We start from the raw sequence: 25261 nt of genomic DNA on the forward strand, positions 1-25261 counted from the left end.
ACTATTTACAATTGAATAACTAAACCGTTATCATTTTTCAGTTACCCTTTCTCCCATATTAGGCATCCAATGAACAACGATAAACGCCCTCTATATATCCCTTATGCAGGTCCTGCTCTACTAAGTACCCCTCTTCTAAACAAAGGCAGCGCATTCTCTGCTGAAGAGCGTAGTTCTTTCAACCTTGAAGGTTTGTTACCGGAAACAACCGAAACAATCCAAGAGCAAGTAGGACGTGCATACAAACAATATTGTAACTTCGAAAGTGATATGGATAAGCATATCTACCTTCGTAACATCCAAGACACTAATGAAACGCTTTTTTATCGTTTAGTTCAAAACCACATCTCTGAAATGATGCCTATCATTTACACGCCAACGGTTGGCGCAGCATGTGAGAACTTCTCAAATATTTACCGTCGTGGTCGTGGTCTGTTTATTTCATACCCGAACCGTGACCGTATCGATGATCTACTGAATAATGCGACAAACCACAACGTTAAAGTTATCGTGGTTACGGATGGTGAGCGCATTCTTGGTTTGGGAGACCAAGGCATCGGTGGCATGGGTATTCCAATTGGTAAGCTAGCACTTTACACAGCGTGTGGCGGCATTAGCCCAGCTTACATGCTACCAATCGTGCTCGATGTGGGTACCAACAACCCTCAACGTCTTGCTGACCCAATGTACATGGGCTGGCGTCACCCTCGTATCACAGGTGCTGACTACGATGCATTCGTTGAAGAGTTCATCCAAGCGGTTCAACGCCGTTGGCCTGATGCATTAGTTCAGTTCGAGGATTTCGCACAAAAGAACGCAATGCCACTGCTTGAGCGTTACAAAGATCGCATCTGTTGTTTCAACGATGACATCCAAGGCACAGCAGCCGTAACGGTTGGCTCTCTACTTGCAGCATGTAAAGCAGCAAACAGCAAACTGTCAGATCAGCGTATTACCTTCTTAGGTGCGGGTTCTGCAGGTTGTGGTATTGCTGAAGCTATCATTGCTCAAATGGTGTCTGAAGGTATCAGCGATGCACAAGCTCGCTCTCAAGTTTACATGGTTGACCGTTGGGGTCTGCTACAGGAAGGCATGCAAAACCTACTTGATTTCCAACAGCGTCTTGTTCAAACCAACGAAAACACTAAAGACTGGGAAAGCGACGGCACTGGTTTCTCTCTACTGGACGTTGTTCGCCACGCGAAGCCAACCGTATTGGTTGGTGTATCTGGTGCTCCAGGTCTATTCAGTAAAGAAGTCATCAAAGAGATGAACCTGCACTGTGAACGCCCTATCGTGTTCCCACTGTCTAACCCAACAAGCCGTGTTGAAGCGACACCAAACGACATTATTCGTTGGACTGATGGCCAAGCACTTGTTGCGACAGGTAGCCCATTTGAGCCAGTAGTTCACAATGGCACGACTTACCCAATCGCTCAGTGTAACAACAGCTACATCTTCCCAGGTATTGGCCTTGGTGTATTAGCTGTGAATGCTTCACGCATCACTGACGAAATGCTAATGGAATCAAGCCGTGCACTTGCAACGTGTTCTCCACTAGCAATCAATGGCACAGGCGCTCTACTTCCACCATTAGAAGAAATCCACACTGTATCGAAGAAGATTGCTCTTGCTGTTGGTAAGAAGGCGATTGAACAGGGCGTTGCTCTAGAGATCACTGAAGAAGCACTGCAACAAGCGATTGACCAGCACTTCTGGCAGCCAGTTTACCGTCGCTACAAGCGCACGGCATTCTAATAAAGCGTGCTGTACTTTGAATAAAGCGTACTGCGCTTGGAATAAAGAGCGTTAACGACTCTTATATGAGCCTCTGCCATTGCAGGGGCTTTTTTCTTTACACTGTCTTGTCTTTTTAACTGATTTTTCTCATTTTTATTTGGTATTATCGAGCACTCAAAAATTAATGCTCAGTCAAAGGACCATACCGAGAGTGAAATTTGATTCTCACATTATCCGTAGCTACTTAAATAAAGCTTACAAAAAACTGCAAGGTTTTCTGTTTGGCGCTTTCCTCGTGTTCTTAGTAGGCAGCGCTGCGGTTATTGCGATCGATTATTGGGTTTCATGGCAAGCGGAAGATCGCATCATCTACGATATTGATGAAGTGCCCGAGCTTGAGGTCGCTGTTGTGCTTGGCACGAGCAAATATTTGGGTCGAACACTCAACGATTATTATAAGCACCGAATCGAAGCCGCGATTGAGCTCTTCGATCGTGAAAAAGTCGACCAGTTTCTGTTAAGTGGTGATAACGCTCATCGCTCTTACAATGAGCCGTGGACGATGAAACGCGACTTGTTGAAAGCTGGCGTCCCCGATGAACGTATCAATCTAGATTATGCTGGTTTCAGAACCTTAGACTCGATTGTTCGCGCCAAAAAGATATTCGATACTGATAACTTTCTGATCATCACCCAAAAGTTCCACTGTGAAAGAGCACTGTTTATCGCCAATTCTTACGATATTCATGCGCAGTGTTTAGCGGTTTCAGGACCGACTCATCACTCGGGAACCTCAATACGTTTACGTGAAGTGTTTGCACGCACAAAAGCATTCCTTGATCTGTATATTATGGGGACAACGCCAAAGTTCCTTGGACCTAAAGAGCCGATTCAACCCAGTCCAAAACCGGAATCATTTCCGATTCCAAATCCTATTACTGATCCCACTATAAACCCTGATGTAGACCCTACAGCAAGCCCGATTACAGGCCCAACAGAGACCGATGTGTAGAAAACTACACATTTTGAATTTGTTGCCTCACACTTCCCCGTTGTTAAGCAAAAACACACCAACACTCCTTTATTAACTTGAGTAACATTCTTCCAACAAAGTCTGACCCTACATCAAGCTATATACCTCGAAAATAATAAGCACGACTCAACGAAGTCGTGCACCAATAAAACGAGGATAAACAAAAGGAGCGTCTTATGACGGCACTTGTTACTACACTGAAACACTGGTTGTTTACCCGCAACAGCATGATATTAATTGGTAATTTCACGCTATTTGCAGTTTTGCTCAATACCCTGCCATTCGAAGCGCAAGTGAATACAGGTTTAAGTATTCTCGTGTTCGTTGCCATTCTATGGTTAACAGAAGCGATTCACGTCAGCATCACCGCTTTGCTCGTTCCCCTATTGGCTGTCTTGTTTGGTGTATTCAACACGCCCGCAGCGCTAGCTAACTTTTCGAACCCAATCATCTTCTTATTCATGGGTGGTTTTGCATTGGCAGCCGCACTGAACAAGCAAGAGCTAGACAAAGCAATTGCTGACAAAGTACTGCTGATAGCAAAAGGCAGAATGTCGGTCGCTGTGTTCATGTTGTTCGGTGTGAGTGCGGGTCTATCCATGTGGATTTCAAACACGGCAACCACTGCAATGATGCTTCCTCTTGTTCTTGGCATCATGAACAAAGTCGACCAAAGTGAAGACCGCAACACCTACGTGTTCGTACTGCTGGGTATCGCTTACTGTGCTTCAATCGGTGGTATCGCAACCTTAGTTGGTAGCCCACCAAACGCAATTGCAGCGGCAGAAGTTGGCTTGAGCTTCACAGAGTGGATGGCACTTGGCCTACCAATCTCAATGATCTTACTGCCAATCGCGATGATTATTCTTTACGTGATGACTAAGCCAAAGCTTGACCACAAATTCGAGCTAGACCACGCTCCCGTTGAGTGGACAAACAGCAAGAAAATCACACTGTCTATCTTCCTTTTAACGGTAACGCTTTGGATATTCGGTAAACCAATCAACGCAATGATCGGTGGCTTCTCGAAGTTTGATAGCTTGGTTGCGATTGGCGCGATTGTATTGCTTGGCGCTTCTAGAGCAGTCGAATGGAAAGATGTTGAGAAGACAACGGATTGGGGCGTATTAATCCTATTCGGTGGCGGTATCTGTTTAAGTAACATTCTTAAAGCAACCGGAACCAGTGTATTCCTAGCACACTCTCTAAGCGGTTTCTTAGAAACAGCAGGCGTACTGCTAACGATTCTAGCGGTAGTAGCGTTCGTCGTATTCCTAACGGAATTCGCAAGTAACACAGCGAGCGCGGCGTTGCTTGTCCCTGTATTTGCGACCATTGCTGAAGCGCTGGGTATGTCGCCGGTTATCTTGTCTGCACTGATTGCGGTTGCAGCATCTTGTGCCTTCATGCTGCCAGTAGCAACACCACCTAACGCAATCGTGTTTGGCTCAGGTCACATCAAGCAGAAAGAGATGATGCGAATCGGTATGGTGTTGAACCTAGTTTGTATCCTAGTTCTGACACTGTTCGCTTGGATTTTCTGGTAAGGATAACGCCTTATAGGTCGTGATCCCCTAGACTGGTTGCAGTTCCCCCGGCTCAACCAGTACAAAAATACCCGCTCAGTGTGAAGCTTTCAGTTACTTGAAGCTATCACTGAGCGGGCATCCAAAAAAACAATAAAACGCTTTTCCCTTTTGGTGGCTCTTCGCCACCTTTTTTGTATCAGCTCGCCATCAACCTATCATTACCGCTCTAAGACCTGGTTCTCACGCCACACTTGGCACCAAACGCGTCCAACCTAGCAGCAACATCGAAGCACACAATACCCACACTACGGTCGCTAACGAGAGTGTCGACACCAAATTGTATCGATAACTAAACACATACACAGCGCCAAGATAAGCCGCGTATGGCACAAGCGAAAACAAGCCAAACAAGGCTGTGGTGCGTAACTCCACCATGGTTTGTTCAGTGCCGACAATGTAGTGAGCAATCAAAGCAAAAGTAGGAAACAGAGGTACAAGACCAGAGATATAAAAGCTCTTACTTTTCGACAACAGCGCAATCAATAAAACAGCCGCAGCACCCAACAAGCATTTAAAGAACAGGGAAATCATTTCAATACGTTATCCAAACAAACCAACAAAAGCTTTAGAGGTTAAACTCATCTAGCGCCCATAAAAACGCCACACGTCACATATGTACGTGTGGCTTATAAACTAATCAAAACAATTTTCAGATTAGTGACTCAAGATCACCTGATTTCGACCTGAATGCTTCGCTTGATATAAAGCTTCATCGGCACGAGCAATGGTCTCAGTCACCCGCTCTTGTTTCATCTCAGCGATACCAATACTGCATGTCAGTGGATCGCCATGAACCCAAAGGTGCTGGCTAACTAAGAGTCGGATTTTCTCAGCCTTTCTTTGTGCTTCGCCAAGATCAGTCTCCGGGCAAAAAACAATAAACTCTTCACCACCCCACCTCACCAACTTGTCGGTAGCGCTAATCGAACTGCCGACCACCATGCTAAACTCGCGTAAAATATGGTCACCCATTTGGTGTCCGTATTTGTCATTCACGCTCTTGAAGTAGTCAATATCGAGATACAACATACTTAGCTTTCCATGCCCCTGCTTAACCTGCTGAGACTGCATTTTTAGCCAATCACGAATCGCGTGTCGGTTTAGTATTCCGGTCAACTCATCACGGTGTGCCATTTCAGAGAATTCAAAGTTTTGCTCTCTCAGTGCTCGGTTGACGTTCTTAAGGTGATGGTGTCTTTTTTCGGCAATCAGCATACGTTTTCTTGAACTGTTTAATTCAGAAAGCAAGAACACCGTGCCGGTTCCGACCCAAACAAACAGTAAAATAAGGAACAAGCTCTCGCCTGTGATGTAAGAGCCTTCAAACTCGATGCTACGGATAACGATTCTATGATGGCCAAGCTTCGCACCAGATGCGGTAGCAAACTCAACCATATTCACATTCGAATACTCGGGTGCTGAGTGCTCTAGCGCAATGTCGTTATCAGCTAACCACCATGTCATTACTTGCAGGTTTTTGATCGGAATCTCAATCACACCACCATCAACGCCCGGAGAAAACTCCATCCCGTTGTACTTATGTGTGTACTCGTTATCCGGAACTGAATAAGCAGGGTTATAGTTACGTAGGTAGGTTCTCAAACGGCCGCTTGAGTCAGCCTCAGCATGGTAATCGATGTTCACTCTAAAAGTGTGATACTGGGAAAGGTCAAGACCTGTGGTTATATCTGGATCGATACGAATCGATAAGCCGCAGTAAGGCCAAGGATACTCTGATTCCTTTAGCTCACAGTTAAGAACATATTGGCCATTTTCATAGGATAATTGAGAGGTACTGACACCCCTGTCAACTTGATCGCTGGTCGCGATAAACTCATATTTATCTGGCGTAATTGCCGTTATCACACGATTTCCGCTCACACGGTAATACTGCACAATGGCAAGTGTTGCGATAACTAGAAAGATAACAATCTTATGGATCCACTTCACGTCTAAGCTTCCGGCTTATATCCCTAGAGTTGGGATTTTACGATATAAAATAAGTTACGTGAATTAGTGAGCTTAATACCAATAATCCACTAAAAAACGTTATATCACGCCTGAACAAAATGTCATACTATATTTTTATGCTTACATTTCATGCTGATTATTTACGCCGAGAATCAAGTATTATTGCGTATAAAAATAGGCTCCATTTGTTATACTCATCGCATAATCATCGTTAACCGAACAGGCTGCTTACAGAGCATTCGAGTCGACGAAATAATAATCAAAATACAACGAGTAATGTCATGTCTTTATTAGCGAAAGGAACACTCAAGAAGATGAGTGCTTCCCTTGATGGTGCGGTAACCTACCGTTTGCCTGTAGGCGAAGAGTTTGTAGAACTAAACCCTCTGATTGGTAAAACCATCAACCTCACTCACACGGGCAATATTTTTTGCTGCTCGTGTGGCAAGAAAACCAAGAAGAGCTACTCTCAAGGCCACTGCTTTGTGTGCATGAAAAAGCTAGCCAGCTGCGATATGTGCATCATGAAACCGGAGACTTGCCACTACGATGAAGGCACATGTCGTGAGCCTCAATGGGGTGAAGAGAACTGCATGGTTGATCACTTCGTTTACCTATCAAATACATCAAGCCTAAAAGTAGGTATCACTCGTCATACACAGATCCCTACCCGTTGGATTGATCAAGGTGCGACTCAAGGCCTACCAATCTTGAAGGTAAAAACGCGTCAGATTTCTGGCCTTATCGAAGTTGAATTAGCAAAACACATCGCCGATAAAACCAACTGGCGCACGCTGCTAAAAGGCGACGGCGACGATATGGAATTGGTAGAGAAAGCAAAAGAGCTGCTACCACTGGTTGAGGATAAAATCCAAGAGATCAGAGCAAAATTTGGTGACGATGCGATCGAAATTCTAAGTGAGAACATCACTTCATTGAGCTACCCCGTTGAACAGCACCCTGTGAAGATTGTATCGCACAACTTTGATAAGAACCCTGAGGTGACCGGTGTACTTCAAGGCATTAAAGGCCAATACCTTATCTTGGATACTGGTGTGATTAACATCCGTAAATTCGGTTCTTACGAAGTTGAGGTTTCTGCTTAATAAGCTGAGCGCCATCACAAGTGAGATACAAAAATGCCCTGACGCTTTAGCTTCAGGGCATTTTTCATTTCAGATGAGACGATCAGCTTTAATAAAGCAACGTACAAATACTAGAGCGCAACCACATCTCCGTCGACACAATTCTTGCCATTGGCTTTCGCGCGATAGAGAGACTGATCGGTTAAATTCACGAGTGCGTCAATAGTGACACCGTCTTCACAAGCTCGACTATCACTGATTCCGATACTGACACTCGAATTAAATCGAACCTGTTCATCAATTTTGAACTCAACGTGATGGAACTGTTGGCGAATCTCTTCTGACACCTCGTATGCTAGTTCAAGAGACGCATTTGGGATAAAGATAATGAACTCTTCACCACCCCAACGGCCTGCGACTCCACCCACTCTATCGGCATTGCGCTTGGCAATATTAGCCAAAGCACAAATGACCTCATCACCGACCATATGACCGTAAGTGTCATTAATCGACTTAAAATCATCGATATCCAACAACATACACACAAGGTAATTTTCAGAGATAATATGCTCTCTTAGCCATTCATAAATAGCCCTACGATTGAGCAAATCCGTCATTTCATCGTAATTAGCTTGGTGAACCAACTGCTTTTCCAACATCACCTTTTGCGTCACATCTTCGAGCACAACCTGAACCGCAGGCTGACCTTTCCACGTAATCGCATTGTCGTAAATATTGAAAAATCGATGCACACCGTCAAACCCAATGTTTTCGACCACAGTGCTCGTTCCAGACAACTCACCAGACATAAGCGCATGATAATGCTTATTGATGCCATCAGTGTTCTGCTTGGGTACCAACTCAAGGATCGAATCCAGCGCTAATACTTGCTCTATGGACGATCCACCTTGTAATTTGACCCACGATTGATTGACCATCAAAGGTTTAAAATCTCGGTGAACCAAGATTCCCTGCCCTGATTGCATGATCATGTCGTGATACATCTTATCTTGCTCACGCACCGCATTTTGCAGCTGAATCGCAGGGGAAAGATCGATAACCGTTACTTGCAGTGCAGGCCTTCCCTGCCACTCCGTCACATGGTCGATAGAAAACACGGTGAACTCTCTGCCATTACGATCAACATTGGTATAGGTATGAACCTGAGGGTCTCGTTGACCACTCACCGTTTCAAGGTAATTTTGATAAGCTAGAACATGGTAATCTTCTGAGATTAAATCTAGAAAGCTATCGATATTAGAAAGTAGTTCTTCGGGCGATTGGTATCCATAGATGCGAGCGTAGTTAGCGTCAACACTAACTACATTCATATCTTGAATAGTTATCACACCGTACGTGGATTCGAAATTTATTGAAGACATTGCCAACTCCGCACTCTCGCTACACTTCATAAACTGGAGCATAACAACACATCCTGCCAACGCTTCCACAGAATCTTTCACGCGTTAGGGACATTAATATGGTATCTAGTATATCGTACTGTTGCGGGCTTCTCTACAATTCAATCACTAACACGAGTTATCAAAAGTAGACAAGCATCTCAATCCTATTACGCGCGTCAAAAAACAAAAAAAGATAACGTATATCTATGTAAGCATTAACTTTTCTGTTTTCGGCTTTAAAGTACGTAGCTAGAGTTAATCACGACTCTTTTCAAATCCCGTTCAGTATTAACTTCTGTCTTGTTGGCTGCCAGCTTGACACCTTGTCGCTTATTCATTCCAATCCGAAAAGTAAGCGACTAAGAAGTCGATCGCCAGTCGTGCTCTTTGGGGTAAAAAACGACGGTTTTGGTATACGACCCAACTGCTGGTTCCTGCTCCCCAATATTCTTCAAGCACCGGGACCAGCTTTCCATTAGTCAGACCGCCATTGAAACTACTTTTAGGAAGATAAACAATCCCAAGTCCCTCTTCACATGCTTTGAGTACTGCGCTCGAATTGTTACTGCGCCAGCGCCCATGTACTCGTACTGCATTTAACGATTTTCCCTCTTTCTCAAATAACCACTGATCACTGTTAGCGATAATACAGCTATGCATTTTCAACTGCTCTGGATGAGTAGGCGAACCAAATTGCTTTATATAGTCTTTACTGGCTGCAGCCGCCATTGGACGATCGACCAACTTTCTTGCCACCAGCCCTGAATCGTCTAATCGACCATAACGAATGGCAAAGTCGATACCATCTTCGATGAAGTTCACCATCTTAGTATTGAAGTTCATTTCTATGGTGAGTTCAGGATGATCTTTGGCAAATTCCATCAGCGCTGTCGCAACATGATTTTCTGCAAATGCACCCGCAGCACTAACACGTAATGTACCGCTAAGCTGAGTTTGTTGAGACGTGACTTGTTCATTCGCTTGTTGCAGCCCAATGACCAAGTCTTTGCACTGCTGATAATAGGTATGACCCGATTCGGTCAGGCTCACCATCCGTGTTGAACGCGCAAGCAACGCCACGCCAACTCTCTCTTCCAACCTTGAAACTTGGCGACTGACATGACTAGTACTGCAACCCAACTGTTTTGCTGCTGCAGAAAAGCCGTGACACTCGGCTACCGCAACAAACTCATTAATACCTTCAAAGCTGTCCATACTTAATCTACCCGTATCTTATCTTTGCTATATAGCAACAATGTTTTGCCTGTTTAGTATATTATCACCTAATTGGTTTGGAACTAGTATTAGATACAACAAGACGGCGATAGCTAAGTAACAACACGATACCTAGCGCTTAACAAAAAGCGTCAGCATCTAACTACAGGCATCGTTTCTAAATAAAAAACAGCAGCTCAAGGGATGAATCATGAAAAAAATACTAATTCCAGTAACGAACCACGCAACACTTGGCGATACAGACCAAGCTAACGGAACTTACGCTCCAGAACTTACCCACGCTCTGAAAGAGATCATGGCTGCTGGATTCGAATACGACATCGCTTCTATCAATGGTGGCAAAGCGCCACTCTACGGAACGGATATTGAGGGAGACGTGGTTAACGCTGATATCTTGGCGGATGATGATTTCCAAAACCGCATTAACAACACGATTCCAGTAAGCCAAATCAATGCAGAAAGCTACGATGCTATCTTCTATCCAGGTGGTTTTGGCTTGCTTTCAGACTTAGCAACCAACGAACAGTTCGCTAGCATCGCAGCAAAGCATTATGAAGATGGTGGTATTGTCGCGGCGGTATGTCACGGCCCTGCAGCCCTACTTCCTATCGTACTGAGCAACGGCGAGAAGCTACTAAGCTCTAAATCAGTGACAGGCTTTACACGTGAAGAAGAGATCGACTTTGGCACCATCAACGACATTCCATTCCTACTGGAAGAGTCGCTTGCTCGTAGCGCAGCGCGTTTCAACAAGGTTCAACCTTGGCAAGAGCTTGTGATTGTTGATGAGCGAGTGATTACAGGCCAAAACCCGACTAGCGCACACGCGGTGGGTGTAGCCATTGTTGAGCAGCTTTCTTGATTAAAAGCGGTCTTAATCGAATCACTGGCGTTACGTAAATAAGTAATAAGCGCTGTGAAACGAAAAAGAGCATACTTCCTACTCAATGTTCATGAGAGAAGTATGCTCTTTTCTAATTCTTTAGCTATTAAGTGCTAGTGACTGCTTGCTAATGGCTTCGCAAGATCCCTTCAAGCACATTGAACAGCAAGTCGATCTCTTCAATCGAGTTGTAATGCATACAACCAATACGCACCACGCCCTGCTCTTCGATACCCAGCTGCTTCACCAAACCTAGCGCGTAGAAGTGTCCATTCCACACACAGATATTATGCTCGCCCAGCTTCTTAGCGATAAACTCTGGAGAGTGATTATCAAAGGTGATGGCAAATGTTGGCGTTCTTAGATTCGAGTCAAACTCTGTTTTCCCGTAAAGCTTTGCCCCTTCGAGATCAGACAAGCGTTTAAGGAAGTACTCACTAAGCTGGCTTTCATGCTTGTTATAAAGCGCGTAGCTTTGCTCTAAACGAGAACGCAGTGAATCTGTTGGCTCACCAAACTGCGCCAAGTAATCAACCGCCGCAATTACACCGGCAAGGCCTTCAAAGCTTTGCGTACCCGTTTCAAATCGGCCTGGGCCAATGTTAGTGGCAGGCTCTACCTTGTATGGCTTTAACGTATGCAGCCATTGAGGTGCAATGTAAGCAATACCTACATGCGGGCCGAAGAACTTATAAGCCGAACACGCTAAGAAGTCACAATTCAGTTGTTGAACATCGATCAAGTGATGAGGAGCGTAATGCACAGCATCAACATAAACCTGCGCACCATGCTGATGTGCAAGCTCAATAATTTTCGCCATATCAACAATCGAACCCGTGGTGTTCGAAGCAAACGTCACCGCGACAAGCTTGGTTTTCTCGTTAAGCAGCGATTCAAAATGCGCCATGTCTAGGCTGCAATCCGACTCGTCGACACGAACTTGTCGAACAATCGCACCTTTGTCGTCTGCCGCTTGCTGCCAGCTCGACACGTTCGAATAATGATCTAAAGCAGTGACGATAACTTCATCGCCCTCTTTCCAATCGCGACTGATCGCTCGGCTCAGTTGGAAGGTCAACGACGTCATATTCGCACCGAACACAACGTTGCCAGAAGACTCAGCATTGAGTAGCGCTTGTGCCGCTTCTCTCGCTTGCTGCATTAAGCTTGTAGTCTTTTGGCTAGAAAAGTAATGACCGCCTAGGTTTGAATTAAAGTGCCCTAGGTATTCCGTCATGGATGCTAAAACATTTTCAGGAACCTGAGAGCCACCCGGCCCATCAAAAAAGGTCACCGGCTTACCGTTATGGTATTGGCCTAGCGCGCTAAACTGCTGGCGCACATTATTAAGAGTGAAGGACATTACGCGCATCCTTAGCCGTTAGAACAAACACATCCATATAGCCCATCTCATCGTGGTCTATGGTACGAATCGGCTGTGCGTTGTGCCAAAGCTTGCTGTCGGCCAGCATTGCGACTTCACCGTCTTCAAGCACTTTTCTAAAGAATGGTGCTTCATGGGAATCTTGGTACAGCATGATCTCGCCACCCACAATGTTATGACGGTTAACACCAATTAAAGCGATGTGGTCGAAGCCGTCTTGGTGAACACCTTCTGGCGCAACCTGCGTCTCTTCAAAAATGGCAGCGATACGGATTTGGTGGATTTCGATTTCTTGTCCGTCTTCAAGCCCATTGGTTTCAATAAACAGTTCACACATCTCTTGCATGCCTTCGCTGCTTAAGATTGGTGCTTCAATTGGCTCGAACTGACGAACAACGTCACCTTGAAAGTGATTAATGTCTTCAGACTGAACAAAGTTATGTTTGTCTAGCTCTACGACTTGTCCATTACTGAATTGAACCACCGAGTACCTTCTCAATCGAAACTGACCATCCGCATGCTCTGTGCTTGGAAGCTTAGAGAATGACGGTGACAACTCCTCAACTGCGTGGTTACTGAGGTGGGTAATATGTAGGGTATTTTCGTGAGCATGTAACATCATCGACTCCTTAATGATTGTTAATTAACTTTCGATATTTAACGTTTTGTTTACATAAAGGATACTTGAAGATCTTGCCAAATCAACATTAAACAATCATTTATCCCGTCAGATTTAATAATTCAGATACTAAATCCAACTTTAAATTCAAAAGCAGTGCATTACACCAGAATGAAAGATGACCAACTCTTAAAACTAGCACACTCCACTAGCTAGTTATAAATCCCTGAAAATTTAAATTTAACGATATCATTAACTAGCAAGTGGTGTTTCATATTGTGTCAGCCCTTTAGCTTCAATACGCCAGCCTCCTTGCATGAGTTCAGGCATTACATTCACCATCATTCATTTCTATACTTTTGCACAGCGAAATACGACCTACCTATCAGTTGGCAAGCTATTGATTATTTACACAACAAACTGAAATTGGTTAATTTATGAGTACGCCAGAAACCAAACGCCTTTGCTTGCGCGTCTGGAACAGGTCGAGTTCGGGGGGAACTCGGCCGCCCCAAATGGTTCATTTCTTTTAAGAGAGCGAGTTGATTGTTCTTTTGGTCCCGAGGTGCTTAAGGTGAAATCACGTGAGAGATAGTTACATAGGTTCTTCGTACTGCTAAAACTTTTTTAAAAGTCACAACAACGGGCGGAACTATAACATCAGGCATTAGTTAAGAAACTCTGGTTTAACACGTGGATACAACGTCATCTATTAAACCTTTTGTTATTCACGTTCTACACCTAAAAGTATCAATAGCTCTAGTACTTTCTTTGTGAGCCAAAGTATTGTGCCTAGAGGAAACTAAACTAATTATCAGACAAGTAGCTCCGATTTCTTTTATATTTTGCGCTTTTGATCTCTATCATATTCACTTAGGCATACAGTATAATATTCCGAGTTATAATAGCCTAGAGATGCATAATGCGATTTGAAGATTTAAGAAAAGAGTTGTCTCATAAAGAACGTAGTGTAAAGGATTTAACTTCATACATAAGTACACGCGTCAGTGATACATGCCCAAATTACAGTTTATTGCTTGGAGCTGGTGCATCAGTCACTTCTGGTATCCGTAGCGGACAAGCTTTGGTTCGAGAGTGGAGGAAAGATTTATTTGAAATGTATAGCAGGCTTCCTTTTGAATCGGATGAAAAAGCAAAAGAATACCTGATATCTAATGAGGGGGCTTGGTATACTGAAGCAAATGAGTACTCTGCTCTATTCGAAAAGAAATTTGACCTTCCTTCACAACGAAGAAGGTTTGTTGAAATGGAAGTAGATAAAGCAACTCCATCAATAGGTTATGCTTATTTAGCTTCTCTAGCTGACAGCAACAATCGTTACTTTGATACAATTTTTACAACTAATTTCGACGACTTAATCAATGAGGCCTTCTATCAATTCTCTCACCACCGGCCTTTAGTTTGCGCGCATGATTCTAGTGTTCAATCATTGAGCATCAGCTCTACTAGACCCAAAATCATCAAATTACATGGTGACTATTTATTCGATGACATTAAAAGCACTTTACGTGAAACTGAGTCATTGGAATCTAACATCAAGAATAAGTTTATAGAATTCTCTAAAGAGTATGGATTAATCGTTATGGGTTATGCTGGCCATGATCGTTCAATCATGGATGTCATCAACCACTTATTGAAATCTGAAGAGTATTTTAAGAACGGTATTTATTGGTGCGTAAGAAAAGGAGATCAAATAAGCCCAGAACTAAGAAAGTTACTGTGGCGAGAGAGAGTTTATTGGGTGGAAATTGAAGGGTTTGACAACATTCTCGCAGAGCTTCATCACAATATTAAAGGGGCGCTACCTATAAAGGATAACCTATCCGAATCTAAGCAAGAGCGCATAGTTGAGAGCTTTACTAAAGATAAATCTGGGTTGGCCGCCTCTTCGGTACACATATCTAAAGACCTCGCTAATTTAAAAAAACACAAGAATGAGCTTGATATATCTAACTCAATAAGGGAGTTAAATAACACTGATGAGAATGATATTGGCCACATCTCAGAGTCCGAGTTTAACTTTCTTCTAAAAATCGATACTTTAGTAAAATCAGAAAAATATGAACACGCAAAATCATTGGCTGAAAGTCACTTATCAAATGCTGATAGTACATATTTAAAAATTAGATACTTGAGAAAGCTTGTCTATATTTGTGATGTAATGAATCATAGAAAGGAGGCTTTAGACTACTGTGACAAGCTCATTGATTTAGATGAGTACAATAGCGAGTACTATATTCTAAAGGGAAGCATTTACGAAGGTGTTAACGAAACCTGTCAGTTCCTGAAACCTTTTCTTGATCGTTTTAAAAACATATCGTCTTTTAACAACCATGTTGTAAGAAGAGCTATAAAAGATATTAATAGCTCTGATGCACCAACATTTAACATTAACGAAGTATTAGACTTAGTTGAGCGAAGCTTAATTCTTAATCCATCTTTAGAAAACAGTGCTTGGTTGTTAAAACTTGATGTGTTGGCAATAAAATATAACAATAAAAACGATCAAAAAGCCGTTAAAGACTTAAAATCTATAGTAAAAGATACTATCGATAAAGCTAAATTGATCAACCCCAATCACATAAGCTGTTATAGGCTAAGAATAAGCTCATTAGCTAAGCGTTTTATTGAGAATTCTCTAAAAGACTCTCTAAATGATATGGTAACTAGTTACTCCTGTTCAAGACTACGTAGGAAGCGAATACTAATTGATTTCATATGCCTAATTTATATTGAGTTATTATCTAAGCCCGATAAAGAAACTGATCACAAGAAAAATCTGTTAGAATTGTTTAACTCCCCCTCAATAGTAGGTTTTGAAGACAAGGAACGAACTGCAAGTTACAGAGTCCTACAAGCAATAATTAGCTTTAATATTGATAGTGATTACAATGCATTTAAAGATCATCTAATTGCAGCTAGCAAGTGTAAAGATGCATATAATTTAGCAAAGAAAATCACTAACATGGGTATAAAACATCTTGGTGACGCAAACTTCTGTAGAGACTTTCTAGAAAGTGTTAAAAGTATGATTTCATCTTCAGAATACCAATCTATCTACTGTGATATTTTAATATATGAGTCCAAGTTAGATGAAGCTCTTGATAGTTGTGATGCAGGGCATAAATCTGGGATGACAACAGATGAATATATTACAAATAAAGCATTCATATTGTTACTACAAGAAGAGTATTCAAAGTTAAATGCTTTTGTCGAAAATCATATCGACAAAATTGATGATCAAGATGATAAACATATTGTTATTGTTAATGCGCAAGCTGGTATAAAGTTCTCAGGAAAAGAAGTAGACAAAGTAAAATTGAGAACCGTTGTGGCAAATGACTCTAGTGACCACGTAAAAATATGCGCATATATTCTACTTGGCCAAGAAACTGACGCTAAAAGAATCATTAAGGCAAATATTGAACATGACCCTATGAAGTTACGACTTTTTAAATCTTGGCCAATCGTTGACTCAAGTTATCTAACCCCGTTTGAAGATATAGCCGAAAAACAAGTAACTCTTACGTCTGTGGCATAAACAATTAGAAACACGTGTTTTTGCCCGTATAACATATCGTTTTTCAAAAATACCACTTCTCCAACGAGCCGGAGAAGTGGTGTAGCAACACTAAAAGACCCTGCACTCCAAAACCCTAAAGCCTAAAGCCTAAAGCCTTTAAGTTTTTTCACTGAACTTCCAGCCACGAAAACGTTTGTCTCGATTAAGTTCTAAACTATAACGATTAATTACACTTCAGCCCTTGTTTACACTTTTATTGCCTCCATATTTTCCATACAATCCTAAGCGATTATAAATAAAAACAATTTCAATTTCGGAGTCCTCATGAGCGACGTAAAGCACTGTAATTTATTGATTCTTGGTTCTGGCCCTGCTGGCTATACAGCTGCAGTTTACGCTGCTCGTGCAAACCTAAACCCAGTACTGGTTACAGGTATGCAGCAAGGTGGTCAGCTTACAACCACAACAGAAGTGGAAAACTGGCCGGGTGATGCTGAAGGTTTAACGGGTCCAGCTCTAATGGATCGCATGAAAGAGCACGCAGAGCGCTTTGAAACAGAGATCCTGTTCGACCACATTAACGAAGTCGACCTTTCAAACCGCCCTTTCCGTCTTAAAGGCGATTCTGGCGAGTACACGTGTGATGCGTTGATCATCTCAACGGGTGCATCAGCTAAGTACTTAGGTTTAGATTCTGAAGAAGCATTCAAAGGCCGCGGCGTTTCTGCTTGTGCAACGTGTGATGGTTTCTTCTACCGCAACCAGAAAGTAGCGGTTGTTGGTGGTGGTAACACAGCAGTTGAAGAAGCACTTTACCTATCTAACATCGCGTCTGAAGTTCACCTAGTTCACCGTCGTGACACGTTCCGCGCTGAAAAGATTCTTGTTAAGCGTTTAATGGACAAAGTCGAGAACGGCAACATTGTTCTTCACACTGACCGCACACTAGACGAAGTTCTAGGCGACGACATGGGCGTAACGGGCGTTCGTATTAAAGATACTCAGTCTGATAAGACAGAAGATATCGAAGTAATGGGCGCGTTCATTGCTATCGGTCACCAGCCAAACACTGAAATCTTCAAAGGCCAAGTCGACATGAAAGATGACTACATCATCGTTCAGTCTGGTCTTGAAGGTAACGCGACACAGACAAGCATCCCTGGCGTATTCGCTGCGGGTGACGTAATGGACCACAACTACCGCCAAGCAATCACTTCTGCTGGTACAGGTTGTATGGCTGCACTGGATGCTGAACGCTTCCTAGATGGCCTTAACGATAAGTAAATCTGAGATTGCAGATTTGATTATCGGTGCTCTCGCCTCAGTAGATGCAGGGCGTCATCACATTTTGTTGTAAATCCCTAGAGCCCAGTGGTATATCCACTGGGCTTTCTTTTGTATACTAGCCGCCCTCAACAAATAATAATTATCATTAAGCCTTCATAATGGATAAGAAAAAACAACGCAGCTTGAACAAGTGGCTTAAGCAACAGAGTAAGTTAGCGAAACGCTGGCTTATGATTGCGATTAGCCTTGGCGTACTTTCAAGCGTGTTTTTAATTGCTCAAGCAGCTCTTCTCGCCTCTATTCTTCACCAGCTTATCATCGAGAATGTCGATAAATCTGAACTGGTTGGTCATTTCGCAGGCTTGGCATTATCGGTCGTTGGCCGTGCTGGCTGTACATGGGGACGTGAAATCGCAGGTTATCGCTGTGGTGAACAAATCCGTGTCTACATCAGGCAACTCATCCTTGATAAGTTACGCGAGTTAGGCCCTGCTTACATTAAAGGTAAACCTGCCGGTACGTGGGCAACGCTGTTGCTAGAGCAAGTAGAAGACATGCAAGACTTCTTCTCTCGTTACTTACCTCAGATGTCTCTGTCGGTAATGATTCCATTCATTATTTTGGTCGTGGTGTTCCCAGTTAACTGGGCAGCAGGTCTGATCTTCTTGATTACTGCGCCACTGGTGCCGATGTTCATGGCATTGGTTGGTATGAAAGCAGCCGATGCAAACCGTAAAAACTTCAAAGCACTGCAACGTCTTTCAGGTCACTTTTACGACCGTTTGCAGTCAATGACAACCATTCGTCTTTTTGACCGCACTAGCTCTGAAACAGAAGTATTGAAAGGTGCATCTGAGGTGTTCAGAACGCGTACCATGGATGTATTGAAGATCGCTTTCTTGTCTTCTGCTGTGCTTGAATTCTTCACGTCTATCTCTATCGCAATGACGGCGGTTTACTTTGGTTTCACCTACATTGGTGAGCTGAACTTTGGCCACTACGGTGCAGGCATTACGCTATTCGCTGGTTTGTTTATCCTTATCTTAGCGCCAGAGTTTTACCAACCTCTGCGTGACTTAGGTACTTTCTACCACGCGAAGCAACAAGCGGTTGGCGCAGCTGAAAGTATTGTCGAGTTCCTAGAAACAGACATCACTAAGGTTAAATCAGGCGACACTCAGCTCGACCCGGCTCAAGGCATCAATATTGAAGCTCAAGATCTCAAAGTGTTAAGCCCTGAAGGTGTTCAATTGGTTGGTCCTATCTCGTTCGCGCTTAACACTCGACAGTCGACTGCGTTAGTTGGCCCAAGTGGTGCGGGTAAAACGAGTTTGATCAACGCTATTCTTGGTTTCATGCCTTATGAAGGAAGCTTGAAAATCAATGGCATTGAACTGCGTGATTTAGACTTGGTATCTTGGCGCAAGACGATCAGCTGGGTTGGTCAAAACCCACTGTTGCTTCACGGCAGCATTCGTGACAACGTCACTCTAGGTAAGCAAGATATCACTGACCAAACTGTTCAAAACGCACTAGAGCAATCTTTTGCTAACGAATTTGTAAACGAGCATGGCTTGGATTACATGATTTCTGATCGTTCAGGTGGCCTATCTGTTGGTCAATCTCAGCGTTTAGCTTTGGCTCGTGCAATGATTCAAGACGGCCAATTCTGGTTATTAGATGAACCTACTGCCAGCCTAGATACTCGCAGTGAACAGCTCGTGATGAAAGGCATTAACAGCAACATCGAAAGTCGCACTGCCCTGCTTGTGACGCACCAACTTGCTCCTCTTCAATCGGTCGATAACATTCTGGTTATGCGCGATGGTGGTCTTGTGGAACAAGGTCATTACTCTCAGCTTTCGACTGCGGGTGGTTTATTCGAAGAGATGCTTAACGCGAACTTAGCTCAACAAGACAATAAGGGTAATTTAGATGCGTGATTTACTGCCTTACCTGAAACTCTATAAAAAGCATTGGTTCGGCCTATCGCTAGGCATGCTATTGGCTTTTGCTACTCTGTCGGCTTCTATCGGCTTGTTAACGCTATCGGGTTGGTTCATTTCAGCTTCTGCGGTTGCTGGCCTTACGATTGCACGTGAAACCTTCAACTACATGCTGCCGGGTGGCGGTGTACGTGGTTTGGCAATGAGCCGTACTGCGGGTCGTTGGGGCGAACGTGTTGTGAGCCACAATGCGACATTCAAGCTACTGACTGATCTGCGTATCTTCTTCTTCAAGAAGCTGGCTCCGCTGATCCCAGGTCGTATTTCAAACCTTCGTGACGCCGACCTACTAAACCGCTTGGTTGCGGATGTCGACGCTATGGACCACGTGTACTTGCGCTTAGTAAGCCCAGTGACGGTTGGTGTGTTGGGTATCTTCTTCCTGACGCTGTTCTTGATGTGGTTCGATAGTTCGCTTGGTTTAATCTTAGGCTCTATCCTTCTGATCATGCTGCTAGTTTGGCCTATCTTGTTCTACAAGTTGGGTAAACGTAACGGTGGTGAGCTGACACAGAACAAAGCAGACCTTCGTGTTACCACTCTGGATTGGATTGAAGGCTACAGCGAACTGACTCTGTTCGGTGCAGAAGAGCGTTACCGTAATGCGATTCTAGAAACACAACACAAGCTAATGGCGAATCAGTTTGTGAACGCTAACCTAACCGGTATGGCTTCAGCTGCGCTCATGCTGTTCAACGGTTTGACGCTGGTTCTTATGCTTTGGCTTGCGGCAGATGGTGTGGGCGGCAATGCTCCAGACCCGTTCATCGCGCTAATGGCGTTCGCTACTATGGCAAGTTTTGAACTATTGATGCCTATTGCAGGCGCGTTCCAGCATTTAGGTCAGACTCTGTCTTCTGCACGTCGTTTGAATGAAGTAATTCTGTCAGAACCTGAAGTTCAGTTCGCGGAAGAGAAACTCGACATCAACAAGCCGCTTGATATTACGTTCTCGAACGTGACGTTCAACTACCCTGACTCTGAGCGCAGTGTTCTGAACGCTGTTGACCTAACTATCCCTGCTACGAATAAAGTCGCAATTGTGGGCCAAACGGGTTCTGGTAAATCGACACTGATTCAGCTTCTAACTCGCTACTGGGACCCGAAAAAGGGTTACATCTCTATCGCGGGTATTGAGCTAACACAATGGAATGAATCACAACTGCGTGAATCGATCAGTGTGGTAAGCCAGCGTGTCGACATCTTAAATGGCACTCTGCGTGACAACTTGCTGATTGCAAAGCCAGATGCCAATGATGATCACCTAGCTAACATTCTTAAAGACGTTGGCCTAGAGAAGCTGCTTGAGAATACTGCACTTGATAGCTGGTTAGGTGACGGTGGTCGTCAACTGTCTGGTGGTGAGAAGCGCCGTATTGGTATTGCACGTGCAATCCTTCATGATGCCCCTATCCTGCTTCTTGATGAGCCAACAGAAGGCTTAGATAAGCAAACTGAGCAGAGCATCATGGCTCTGTTCGAGAAGCACTTTGAAGGCAAGACGGTTATCTTCATTACGCACCGTTTGATTGGTCTGGAGTCGATGGATTCTATCGTTCTGATTGAACAAGGCGAGATTGTTGAAAACGGCTCTCATGAGACACTGTTAAACGAAGAAGGACGTTATTTCCAACTTCGTCAGGCAATCTAGCCCCTTTATAGCTTCTCTTTAAGCTATAAAGAAAACCATTCAAAGCCCGAGTTCATACTCGGGCTTTTTTATGCCTGTAATTCTAGTCCGAACAACCCTCAACCAATAACCTAAACAAATAACAACCCACTAATTTGTAAGTCTTGCTAATACATTGCTTACAAAAGCTTACTAAAGCTTACTAAGAACAAATGCCATTTCTTGTAACATGCAGGCTTTATAGCTTGCAGATAACTTGGTCCCCTATGGTATACAAACTCACAATTCCAACTCTTGTTCTGACTACGATGCTCACTGCATGCGGCGGCAGCGACAGCAATAACACTAGCGCGTCAAAGAATGTAATCGATGCATCAAGCGCTAGCTCAGTGGTTAGTTTAGGAAGCAATTACTCACTACAATTCAGCGTAAAGTCGATTAAAAATGGCGCAGACAAAAACGTGAACGTTGATATTACTCAATACGGTAATAATCTAAAATCAAGCGGCAGTTTTGCTCAAGTTCATGGTGTACCAGAGCGCAACTATAAGACTCAAAATGACGCAGACATTACGTTCACAGTAACAGCAACAAACTCGTCTGGTAAAACGTATGACGTTGAAAACTTTAATATTTACTACGAGAACTTCAACTCAACCACAACACCAGAAAAACTTGCTGTTGCGAAAGTCGAAAACAACATCAAGAACATCATTCTTTGGAAAAAAGCCGACACCGTAACCATCAACAAGCAATTCATCATCGATAGCACTGGCGACAAGTTTAATATCGACCAGATGAGACCGATGAACCTTTACGTTCGCGTGGGTAACACCCTAAGCAACGCTATCCAATTTGTTCCAAGCTTTGCTCAAAGTGCTTCAGAGACGTTCGCTCGTGTACCAACGAGTGATTGTTCTGTTATTTCAGACACAACAGGCGACTTGCTTAACAATGGCATCAAGCAACGCAGTTGCGTAGAAGCTCATGGGTACAAGATCCCGTTACTGATCGAAGACAAAACACAGAATGACGGCACGGCCAAAGTTGCGCACGTTAAGAAGATCATGCAGTACTACCTTGATAACTTCCCAGCTGAAGTGACCAAGGCGATCTACGACAGCAAAGCTGCGATGGCGTTCTTTTACGATGATGATTGGGCTAACAGAGGTGCGGGCGATTACTTAGATGAAAACTACCGCTTCCAAGATCTATTCGCCACTGAGACGACAGATACTACAGCAGGCGAAAACAAGCCGGGCTTAGCAAATCAACGAGACGCTGCGTTTGAAGAGATCATTCACTTTGTACACGACTACGGTGTGATGAATTTAGCGGTGCAATCACCTTCATCAAAGTGGGGTGTGATGCAAAAAGAACTCGATGAGCTGAATGAAAAAGCGATTCTTGCGGGCTCTTACTTTCCAAATGGGAAAGACTCAACGATTGTCGAGGCTGATTTAGATGCTGAGTCATACGATCAAGAGTATTTAGCTTACTCTCTGTATGCCTACTACGACGTGAACTACAAAGGCTATCGTGCTCAAGAGCTAAGTTCTGCAACCTTCACAGAGCTTCAAGCGAACGACCCTGAGATGGTGAAGTTTATGGAGAAATACTTCCCTACTCGCGCGAACCTTAAAGCAAAGTTCCCAGGTTACCCGAACAACTAGTTCTTGGTGCCTAATCCTCTAACGAATAAGCACAAAAAAGCCGAATGTGACAATCACATTCGGCTTTAAATTTACGTTTTAGTGCTTACAGCTTGAAGCGGCTAATTTCACTCTCTAGCTCGTGAGACAGTTCAGACAGCTGAGCTGCTTGCTCTGCCGCTTGGTGTGCTTCGTCTGCTAGCTCGTTAGACACGTCACGGATTCCTTCAGTGTTGCGAGTAATCTCAGACGTTACAGACGCTTGCTCTTCTGCAGCAGAAGCGATCTGTGTTGCCATGTCACTGATGCGCTCAACAGCAGCATGGATTTGCGTTAGGCTTGCAGCCGCTGAGTTAGCATCATCAACACTGGTTTCAGCAAGTGTACGGCTATCGTTCATGATGTTAACCGCTTTGCCTGTTGTACCTTGTAGCAACTCAATTGTTTGTTGAATCTCTTGCGTTGAGCCGTGTGTACGTTGGCTCAGAACACGAACTTCATCCGCTACGACTGCGAAACCACGACCTTGCTCACCAGCACGTGCTGCTTCAATAGCGGCGTTAAGTGCAAGTAGGTTCGTTTGTTCAGCGATACCTTGAATGTTCGACAAGATAGCGTTGATGCTGTTGCCGTGCTCTTCAAGTTCTAGAATCACGTTGGTTGCGATTTGAACTTCTTGAGCAAGGTTTTGGATAGAGCTTTGCGTCTGTGTTACTTGACCAGTACCGTGCTCACACGCGCCAACCGCTTCAGATGAATTCTGTGCCGTGTGGTCTGCGTTACCCGCGATCTCTTGTGTTGCTGCAGCCATTTCGTTAACGGCTGTTGCTACCATGTTGATCTCGTCTTGTTGCATTTGGATACGAGCACTACGTTCTTCAGCTTGAGAAGCCGTTTGACGTGCTTGATTGCCTAGCGCCGCAGATACTTCGCTTAGCTTGATCACCATAGTGTGCATATTGCCCACAAAACGGTTGAAGTTTTCAGCAAGCTTACCGATTTCGTCGTCACTCTTAGGCTCAAGACGTTGAGTAAGGTCGCCCTCACCTGAAGCAATTTCTTCAAGTGCTGCTGAAACGCGGTTTAGGTCGCGGAATAGGAAGCTCACTAACCAAGACACGAGTACGATTACGATTAACGTAATTACGACAGCCGTTGTGATTAGCTGAGTAAGCAGTGTTGAGTGGTTCGCTTCTTCTGTTGCTTTGTCCATTTGAATAGCGAAGATCCAGTTGGTGTTAGGAACCTTCGTGAAGTAAAGCAGCTTCTCAGCACCACGCTCTTTAATGATCTCGATGCTACCAGTACGCACAGCGTTCTCGATAATAGGCATAGAGATGTCATTAGAAAGCTGGCTTACTGGCTTCAGGCTTAGTGCTGAATCTGGGTGCGCTAGGAATGTGCCGTCAGACGCATCGATTAGCATTGCGTGAGCGTTGTCACCCACATCTAGGCTGATAACGTCATTAACCAATTGATCGATAAGTACGTCAGCACCTACCACACCAACAAGTTGACCATTGTGGCGAACTGGCTCTGCAATCGTTACTAGAAGTGCTTTGGTGATTGCATCTTGGTAAGCAGTAGTAATGATTTGCTTACCTGCAGCGTTTGCTTCTTGGTACCAAGGACGTTGACGAGGATCGTAACCAGCACGGTTACGTTCAGGGTGTGAGCGGTACATGCCACCTTCTGGAGTACCTAAAAAGATATCGTCAAAGCCACCCGCTACACGAGCTTGCTTAAGGAAAGGAACAACATCATCCTCTCGTGAAAAGTCGTTGAATGCTGAAGCGATATCCGTACGAATATCAATCCAGTTTTTAATACCTTCAGATGCTGCTTCTGATACGCTTTCAGCTCGTAGGTATACGCCATTACGAGTCTGTTCAAATAACTGGTTTGCTGATAACCAAGTCAGTGCTGTAGCCATAACGACAACAGCAGATAGGCTCGCACCTATTAACTTCTGTTTTAGTGTTAGTTTCATGTCAAAGTTTCACGAGTGGTGGGAAATCCCGCGCATACTACCCAATATCAGTATTAAATTCGAGCGATTTCACAATTTAATATTGGAATATATTTTTATGTAAACCATAGCCTTAGCTTATGCCAATTAGTTGGCATATCGCCAAATTTAAGGCGCTATTTACTATGTGATTATTAGAAATAATGTCAGATTTAGTACGGTAAAAAAAC

The 25261-nt window shown here is 43.8% G+C and carries 17 protein-coding genes; 10 read left to right on the plus strand and 7 right to left on the minus strand.

The annotated features are described in order from the left end of the window. The first annotated feature begins 69 nt into the window (after positions 1-69). From CWO08_RS13040 to CWO08_RS13050, 3 genes are all read left to right on the plus strand, one after another. Complete coding sequence (locus CWO08_RS13040; RefSeq protein ID WP_019821850.1) at positions 70-1758, plus strand: NAD-dependent malic enzyme; 1689 nt, start codon at positions 70-72, stop codon at positions 1756-1758. Between the two features lie 193 nt (positions 1759-1951). Beyond that, a complete protein-coding gene (locus tag CWO08_RS13045; RefSeq protein WP_108020600.1) occupies positions 1952-2752 on the plus strand; it encodes a vancomycin high temperature exclusion protein in 801 nt (266 codons plus the stop codon). A 197-nt stretch (positions 2753-2949) separates the two neighbouring features. After that, positions 2950-4320, plus strand: coding sequence for a DASS family sodium-coupled anion symporter (locus CWO08_RS13050; protein ID WP_048607137.1), 1371 nt, complete (start codon positions 2950-2952; stop codon positions 4318-4320). Positions 4321-4542: 222 nt separating this feature from the next. Here the strand turns inward: CWO08_RS13050 and CWO08_RS13055 are convergent, their stop codons facing one another. Together CWO08_RS13055 and CWO08_RS13060 are read right to left on the minus strand one after the other, a co-directional pair. Then, positions 4543-4893, minus strand: a complete 351-nt coding sequence (locus CWO08_RS13055; RefSeq protein WP_048659546.1) for a GlpM family protein — start codon at positions 4891-4893, stop codon at positions 4543-4545. Between the two features lie 123 nt (positions 4894-5016). Then, positions 5017-6312: a GGDEF domain-containing protein gene (locus CWO08_RS13060; protein ID WP_048659547.1), complete on the minus strand. Its 1296-nt coding sequence runs from the start codon at positions 6310-6312 to the stop codon at positions 5017-5019. 302 nt (positions 6313-6614) lie between these two features. On the opposite strand from CWO08_RS13060, the gene CWO08_RS13065 reads away from it, so the two are divergent. Then, positions 6615-7439, plus strand: a complete 825-nt coding sequence (locus CWO08_RS13065; protein WP_017063586.1) for a DUF2797 domain-containing protein — start codon at positions 6615-6617, stop codon at positions 7437-7439. A 110-nt stretch (positions 7440-7549) separates the two neighbouring features. Here CWO08_RS13065 and CWO08_RS13070 read toward each other — a convergent pair whose 3' ends face one another. Both CWO08_RS13070 and CWO08_RS13075 read right to left on the minus strand, forming a co-directional pair. Continuing rightward, positions 7550-8842, minus strand: a complete 1293-nt coding sequence (locus CWO08_RS13070) for a sensor domain-containing diguanylate cyclase (protein WP_048669273.1) — start codon at positions 8840-8842, stop codon at positions 7550-7552. Positions 8843-9151: 309 nt separating this feature from the next. Beyond that, positions 9152-10036 carry a LysR family transcriptional regulator gene (locus CWO08_RS13075; protein ID WP_107898982.1) on the minus strand — a complete coding sequence of 295 codons (885 nt, stop codon included), beginning with the start codon at positions 10034-10036 and terminating at the stop codon, positions 9152-9154. A 211-nt stretch (positions 10037-10247) separates the two neighbouring features. Here CWO08_RS13075 and CWO08_RS13080 point away from each other — a divergent pair, with 211 nt between their 5' ends. Continuing rightward, the gene (locus CWO08_RS13080; RefSeq protein ID WP_108020601.1) at positions 10248-10919 is read left to right on the plus strand and encodes a type 1 glutamine amidotransferase domain-containing protein; all 672 of its coding nucleotides are present in this window, start codon (positions 10248-10250) and stop codon (positions 10917-10919) included. A gap of 148 nt (positions 10920-11067) precedes the next feature. Here the strand turns inward: CWO08_RS13080 and CWO08_RS13085 are convergent, their stop codons facing one another. Both CWO08_RS13085 and CWO08_RS13090 read right to left on the minus strand, forming a co-directional pair. Then, the gene (locus CWO08_RS13085) at positions 11068-12303 is read right to left on the minus strand and encodes a cysteine desulfurase-like protein (RefSeq protein WP_108020602.1); all 1236 of its coding nucleotides are present in this window, start codon (positions 12301-12303) and stop codon (positions 11068-11070) included. Then, positions 12287-12943, minus strand: a complete 657-nt coding sequence (locus tag CWO08_RS13090; RefSeq protein WP_029405418.1) for a 2OG-Fe dioxygenase family protein — start codon at positions 12941-12943, stop codon at positions 12287-12289. Before CWO08_RS13090 ends, CWO08_RS13085 begins: the two co-directional genes overlap by 17 nt. 922 nt (positions 12944-13865) lie before the next feature. Here CWO08_RS13090 and CWO08_RS13095 point away from each other — a divergent pair. From CWO08_RS13095 to CWO08_RS13115, 5 genes are all read left to right on the plus strand, one after another. Further along, the gene (locus tag CWO08_RS13095; protein WP_108020603.1) at positions 13866-16505 is read left to right on the plus strand and encodes an SIR2 family protein; all 2640 of its coding nucleotides are present in this window, start codon (positions 13866-13868) and stop codon (positions 16503-16505) included. Between the two features lie 306 nt (positions 16506-16811). After that, the gene (trxB, locus tag CWO08_RS13100) at positions 16812-17771 is read left to right on the plus strand and encodes a thioredoxin-disulfide reductase (RefSeq protein ID WP_004733400.1); all 960 of its coding nucleotides are present in this window, start codon (positions 16812-16814) and stop codon (positions 17769-17771) included. A gap of 161 nt (positions 17772-17932) precedes the next feature. Continuing rightward, complete coding sequence (cydD, locus tag CWO08_RS13105; RefSeq protein ID WP_108020604.1) at positions 17933-19717, plus strand: cysteine/glutathione ABC transporter permease/ATP-binding protein CydD; 1785 nt, start codon at positions 17933-17935, stop codon at positions 19715-19717. Then, the gene (cydC, locus tag CWO08_RS13110; protein WP_108020605.1) at positions 19710-21431 is read left to right on the plus strand and encodes a cysteine/glutathione ABC transporter ATP-binding protein/permease CydC; all 1722 of its coding nucleotides are present in this window, start codon (positions 19710-19712) and stop codon (positions 21429-21431) included. The genes cydD and cydC overlap by 8 nt, the downstream gene beginning before the upstream one ends. A 245-nt stretch (positions 21432-21676) precedes the next feature. Next, positions 21677-23083 (plus strand): hypothetical protein, encoded by a 1407-nt coding sequence (locus CWO08_RS13115; RefSeq protein ID WP_102480652.1) that lies wholly within the window; start codon positions 21677-21679, stop codon positions 23081-23083. Positions 23084-23168: 85 nt separating this feature from the next. On the opposite strand, the gene CWO08_RS13120 is transcribed toward CWO08_RS13115, so the two are convergent. After that, a complete protein-coding gene (locus CWO08_RS13120) occupies positions 23169-25052 on the minus strand; it encodes a methyl-accepting chemotaxis protein (RefSeq protein ID WP_108020606.1) in 1884 nt (627 codons plus the stop codon). Positions 25053-25261: the final 209 nt, after the last annotated feature.

Source organism: Vibrio sp. 10N.286.48.B8 (genome assembly GCF_003050085.1).
Lineage (GTDB): Bacteria > Pseudomonadota > Gammaproteobacteria > Enterobacterales > Vibrionaceae > Vibrio > Vibrio crassostreae.

Coding starts and splice junctions, on each gene's coding strand:
- CWO08_RS13040 (WP_019821850.1), top strand. CDS start 70: ATGAACAACGATAAACGCCCTCTATATATCCCTTATGCAGGTCCTGCT.
- CWO08_RS13050 (WP_048607137.1), top strand. CDS start 2,950: ATGACGGCACTTGTTACTACACTGAAACACTGGTTGTTTACCCGCAAC.
- CWO08_RS13055 (WP_048659546.1), bottom strand. CDS start 4,893: ATGATTTCCCTGTTCTTTAAATGCTTGTTGGGTGCTGCGGCTGTTTTA.
- CWO08_RS13065 (WP_017063586.1), top strand. CDS start 6,615: ATGTCTTTATTAGCGAAAGGAACACTCAAGAAGATGAGTGCTTCCCTT.
- CWO08_RS13070 (WP_048669273.1), bottom strand. CDS start 8,842: ATGCTCCAGTTTATGAAGTGTAGCGAGAGTGCGGAGTTGGCAATGTCT.
- CWO08_RS13075 (WP_107898982.1), bottom strand. CDS start 10,036: ATGGACAGCTTTGAAGGTATTAATGAGTTTGTTGCGGTAGCCGAGTGT.
- CWO08_RS13080 (WP_108020601.1), top strand. CDS start 10,248: ATGAAAAAAATACTAATTCCAGTAACGAACCACGCAACACTTGGCGAT.
- CWO08_RS13085 (WP_108020602.1), bottom strand. CDS start 12,303: ATGTCCTTCACTCTTAATAATGTGCGCCAGCAGTTTAGCGCGCTAGGC.
- CWO08_RS13090 (WP_029405418.1), bottom strand. CDS start 12,943: ATGTTACATGCTCACGAAAATACCCTACATATTACCCACCTCAGTAAC.
- CWO08_RS13095 (WP_108020603.1), top strand. CDS start 13,866: ATGCGATTTGAAGATTTAAGAAAAGAGTTGTCTCATAAAGAACGTAGT.
- trxB (WP_004733400.1), top strand. CDS start 16,812: ATGAGCGACGTAAAGCACTGTAATTTATTGATTCTTGGTTCTGGCCCT.
- cydD (WP_108020604.1), top strand. CDS start 17,933: ATGGATAAGAAAAAACAACGCAGCTTGAACAAGTGGCTTAAGCAACAG.
- cydC (WP_108020605.1), top strand. CDS start 19,710: ATGCGTGATTTACTGCCTTACCTGAAACTCTATAAAAAGCATTGGTTC.
- CWO08_RS13115 (WP_102480652.1), top strand. CDS start 21,677: ATGGTATACAAACTCACAATTCCAACTCTTGTTCTGACTACGATGCTC.
- CWO08_RS13120 (WP_108020606.1), bottom strand. CDS start 25,052: ATGAAACTAACACTAAAACAGAAGTTAATAGGTGCGAGCCTATCTGCT.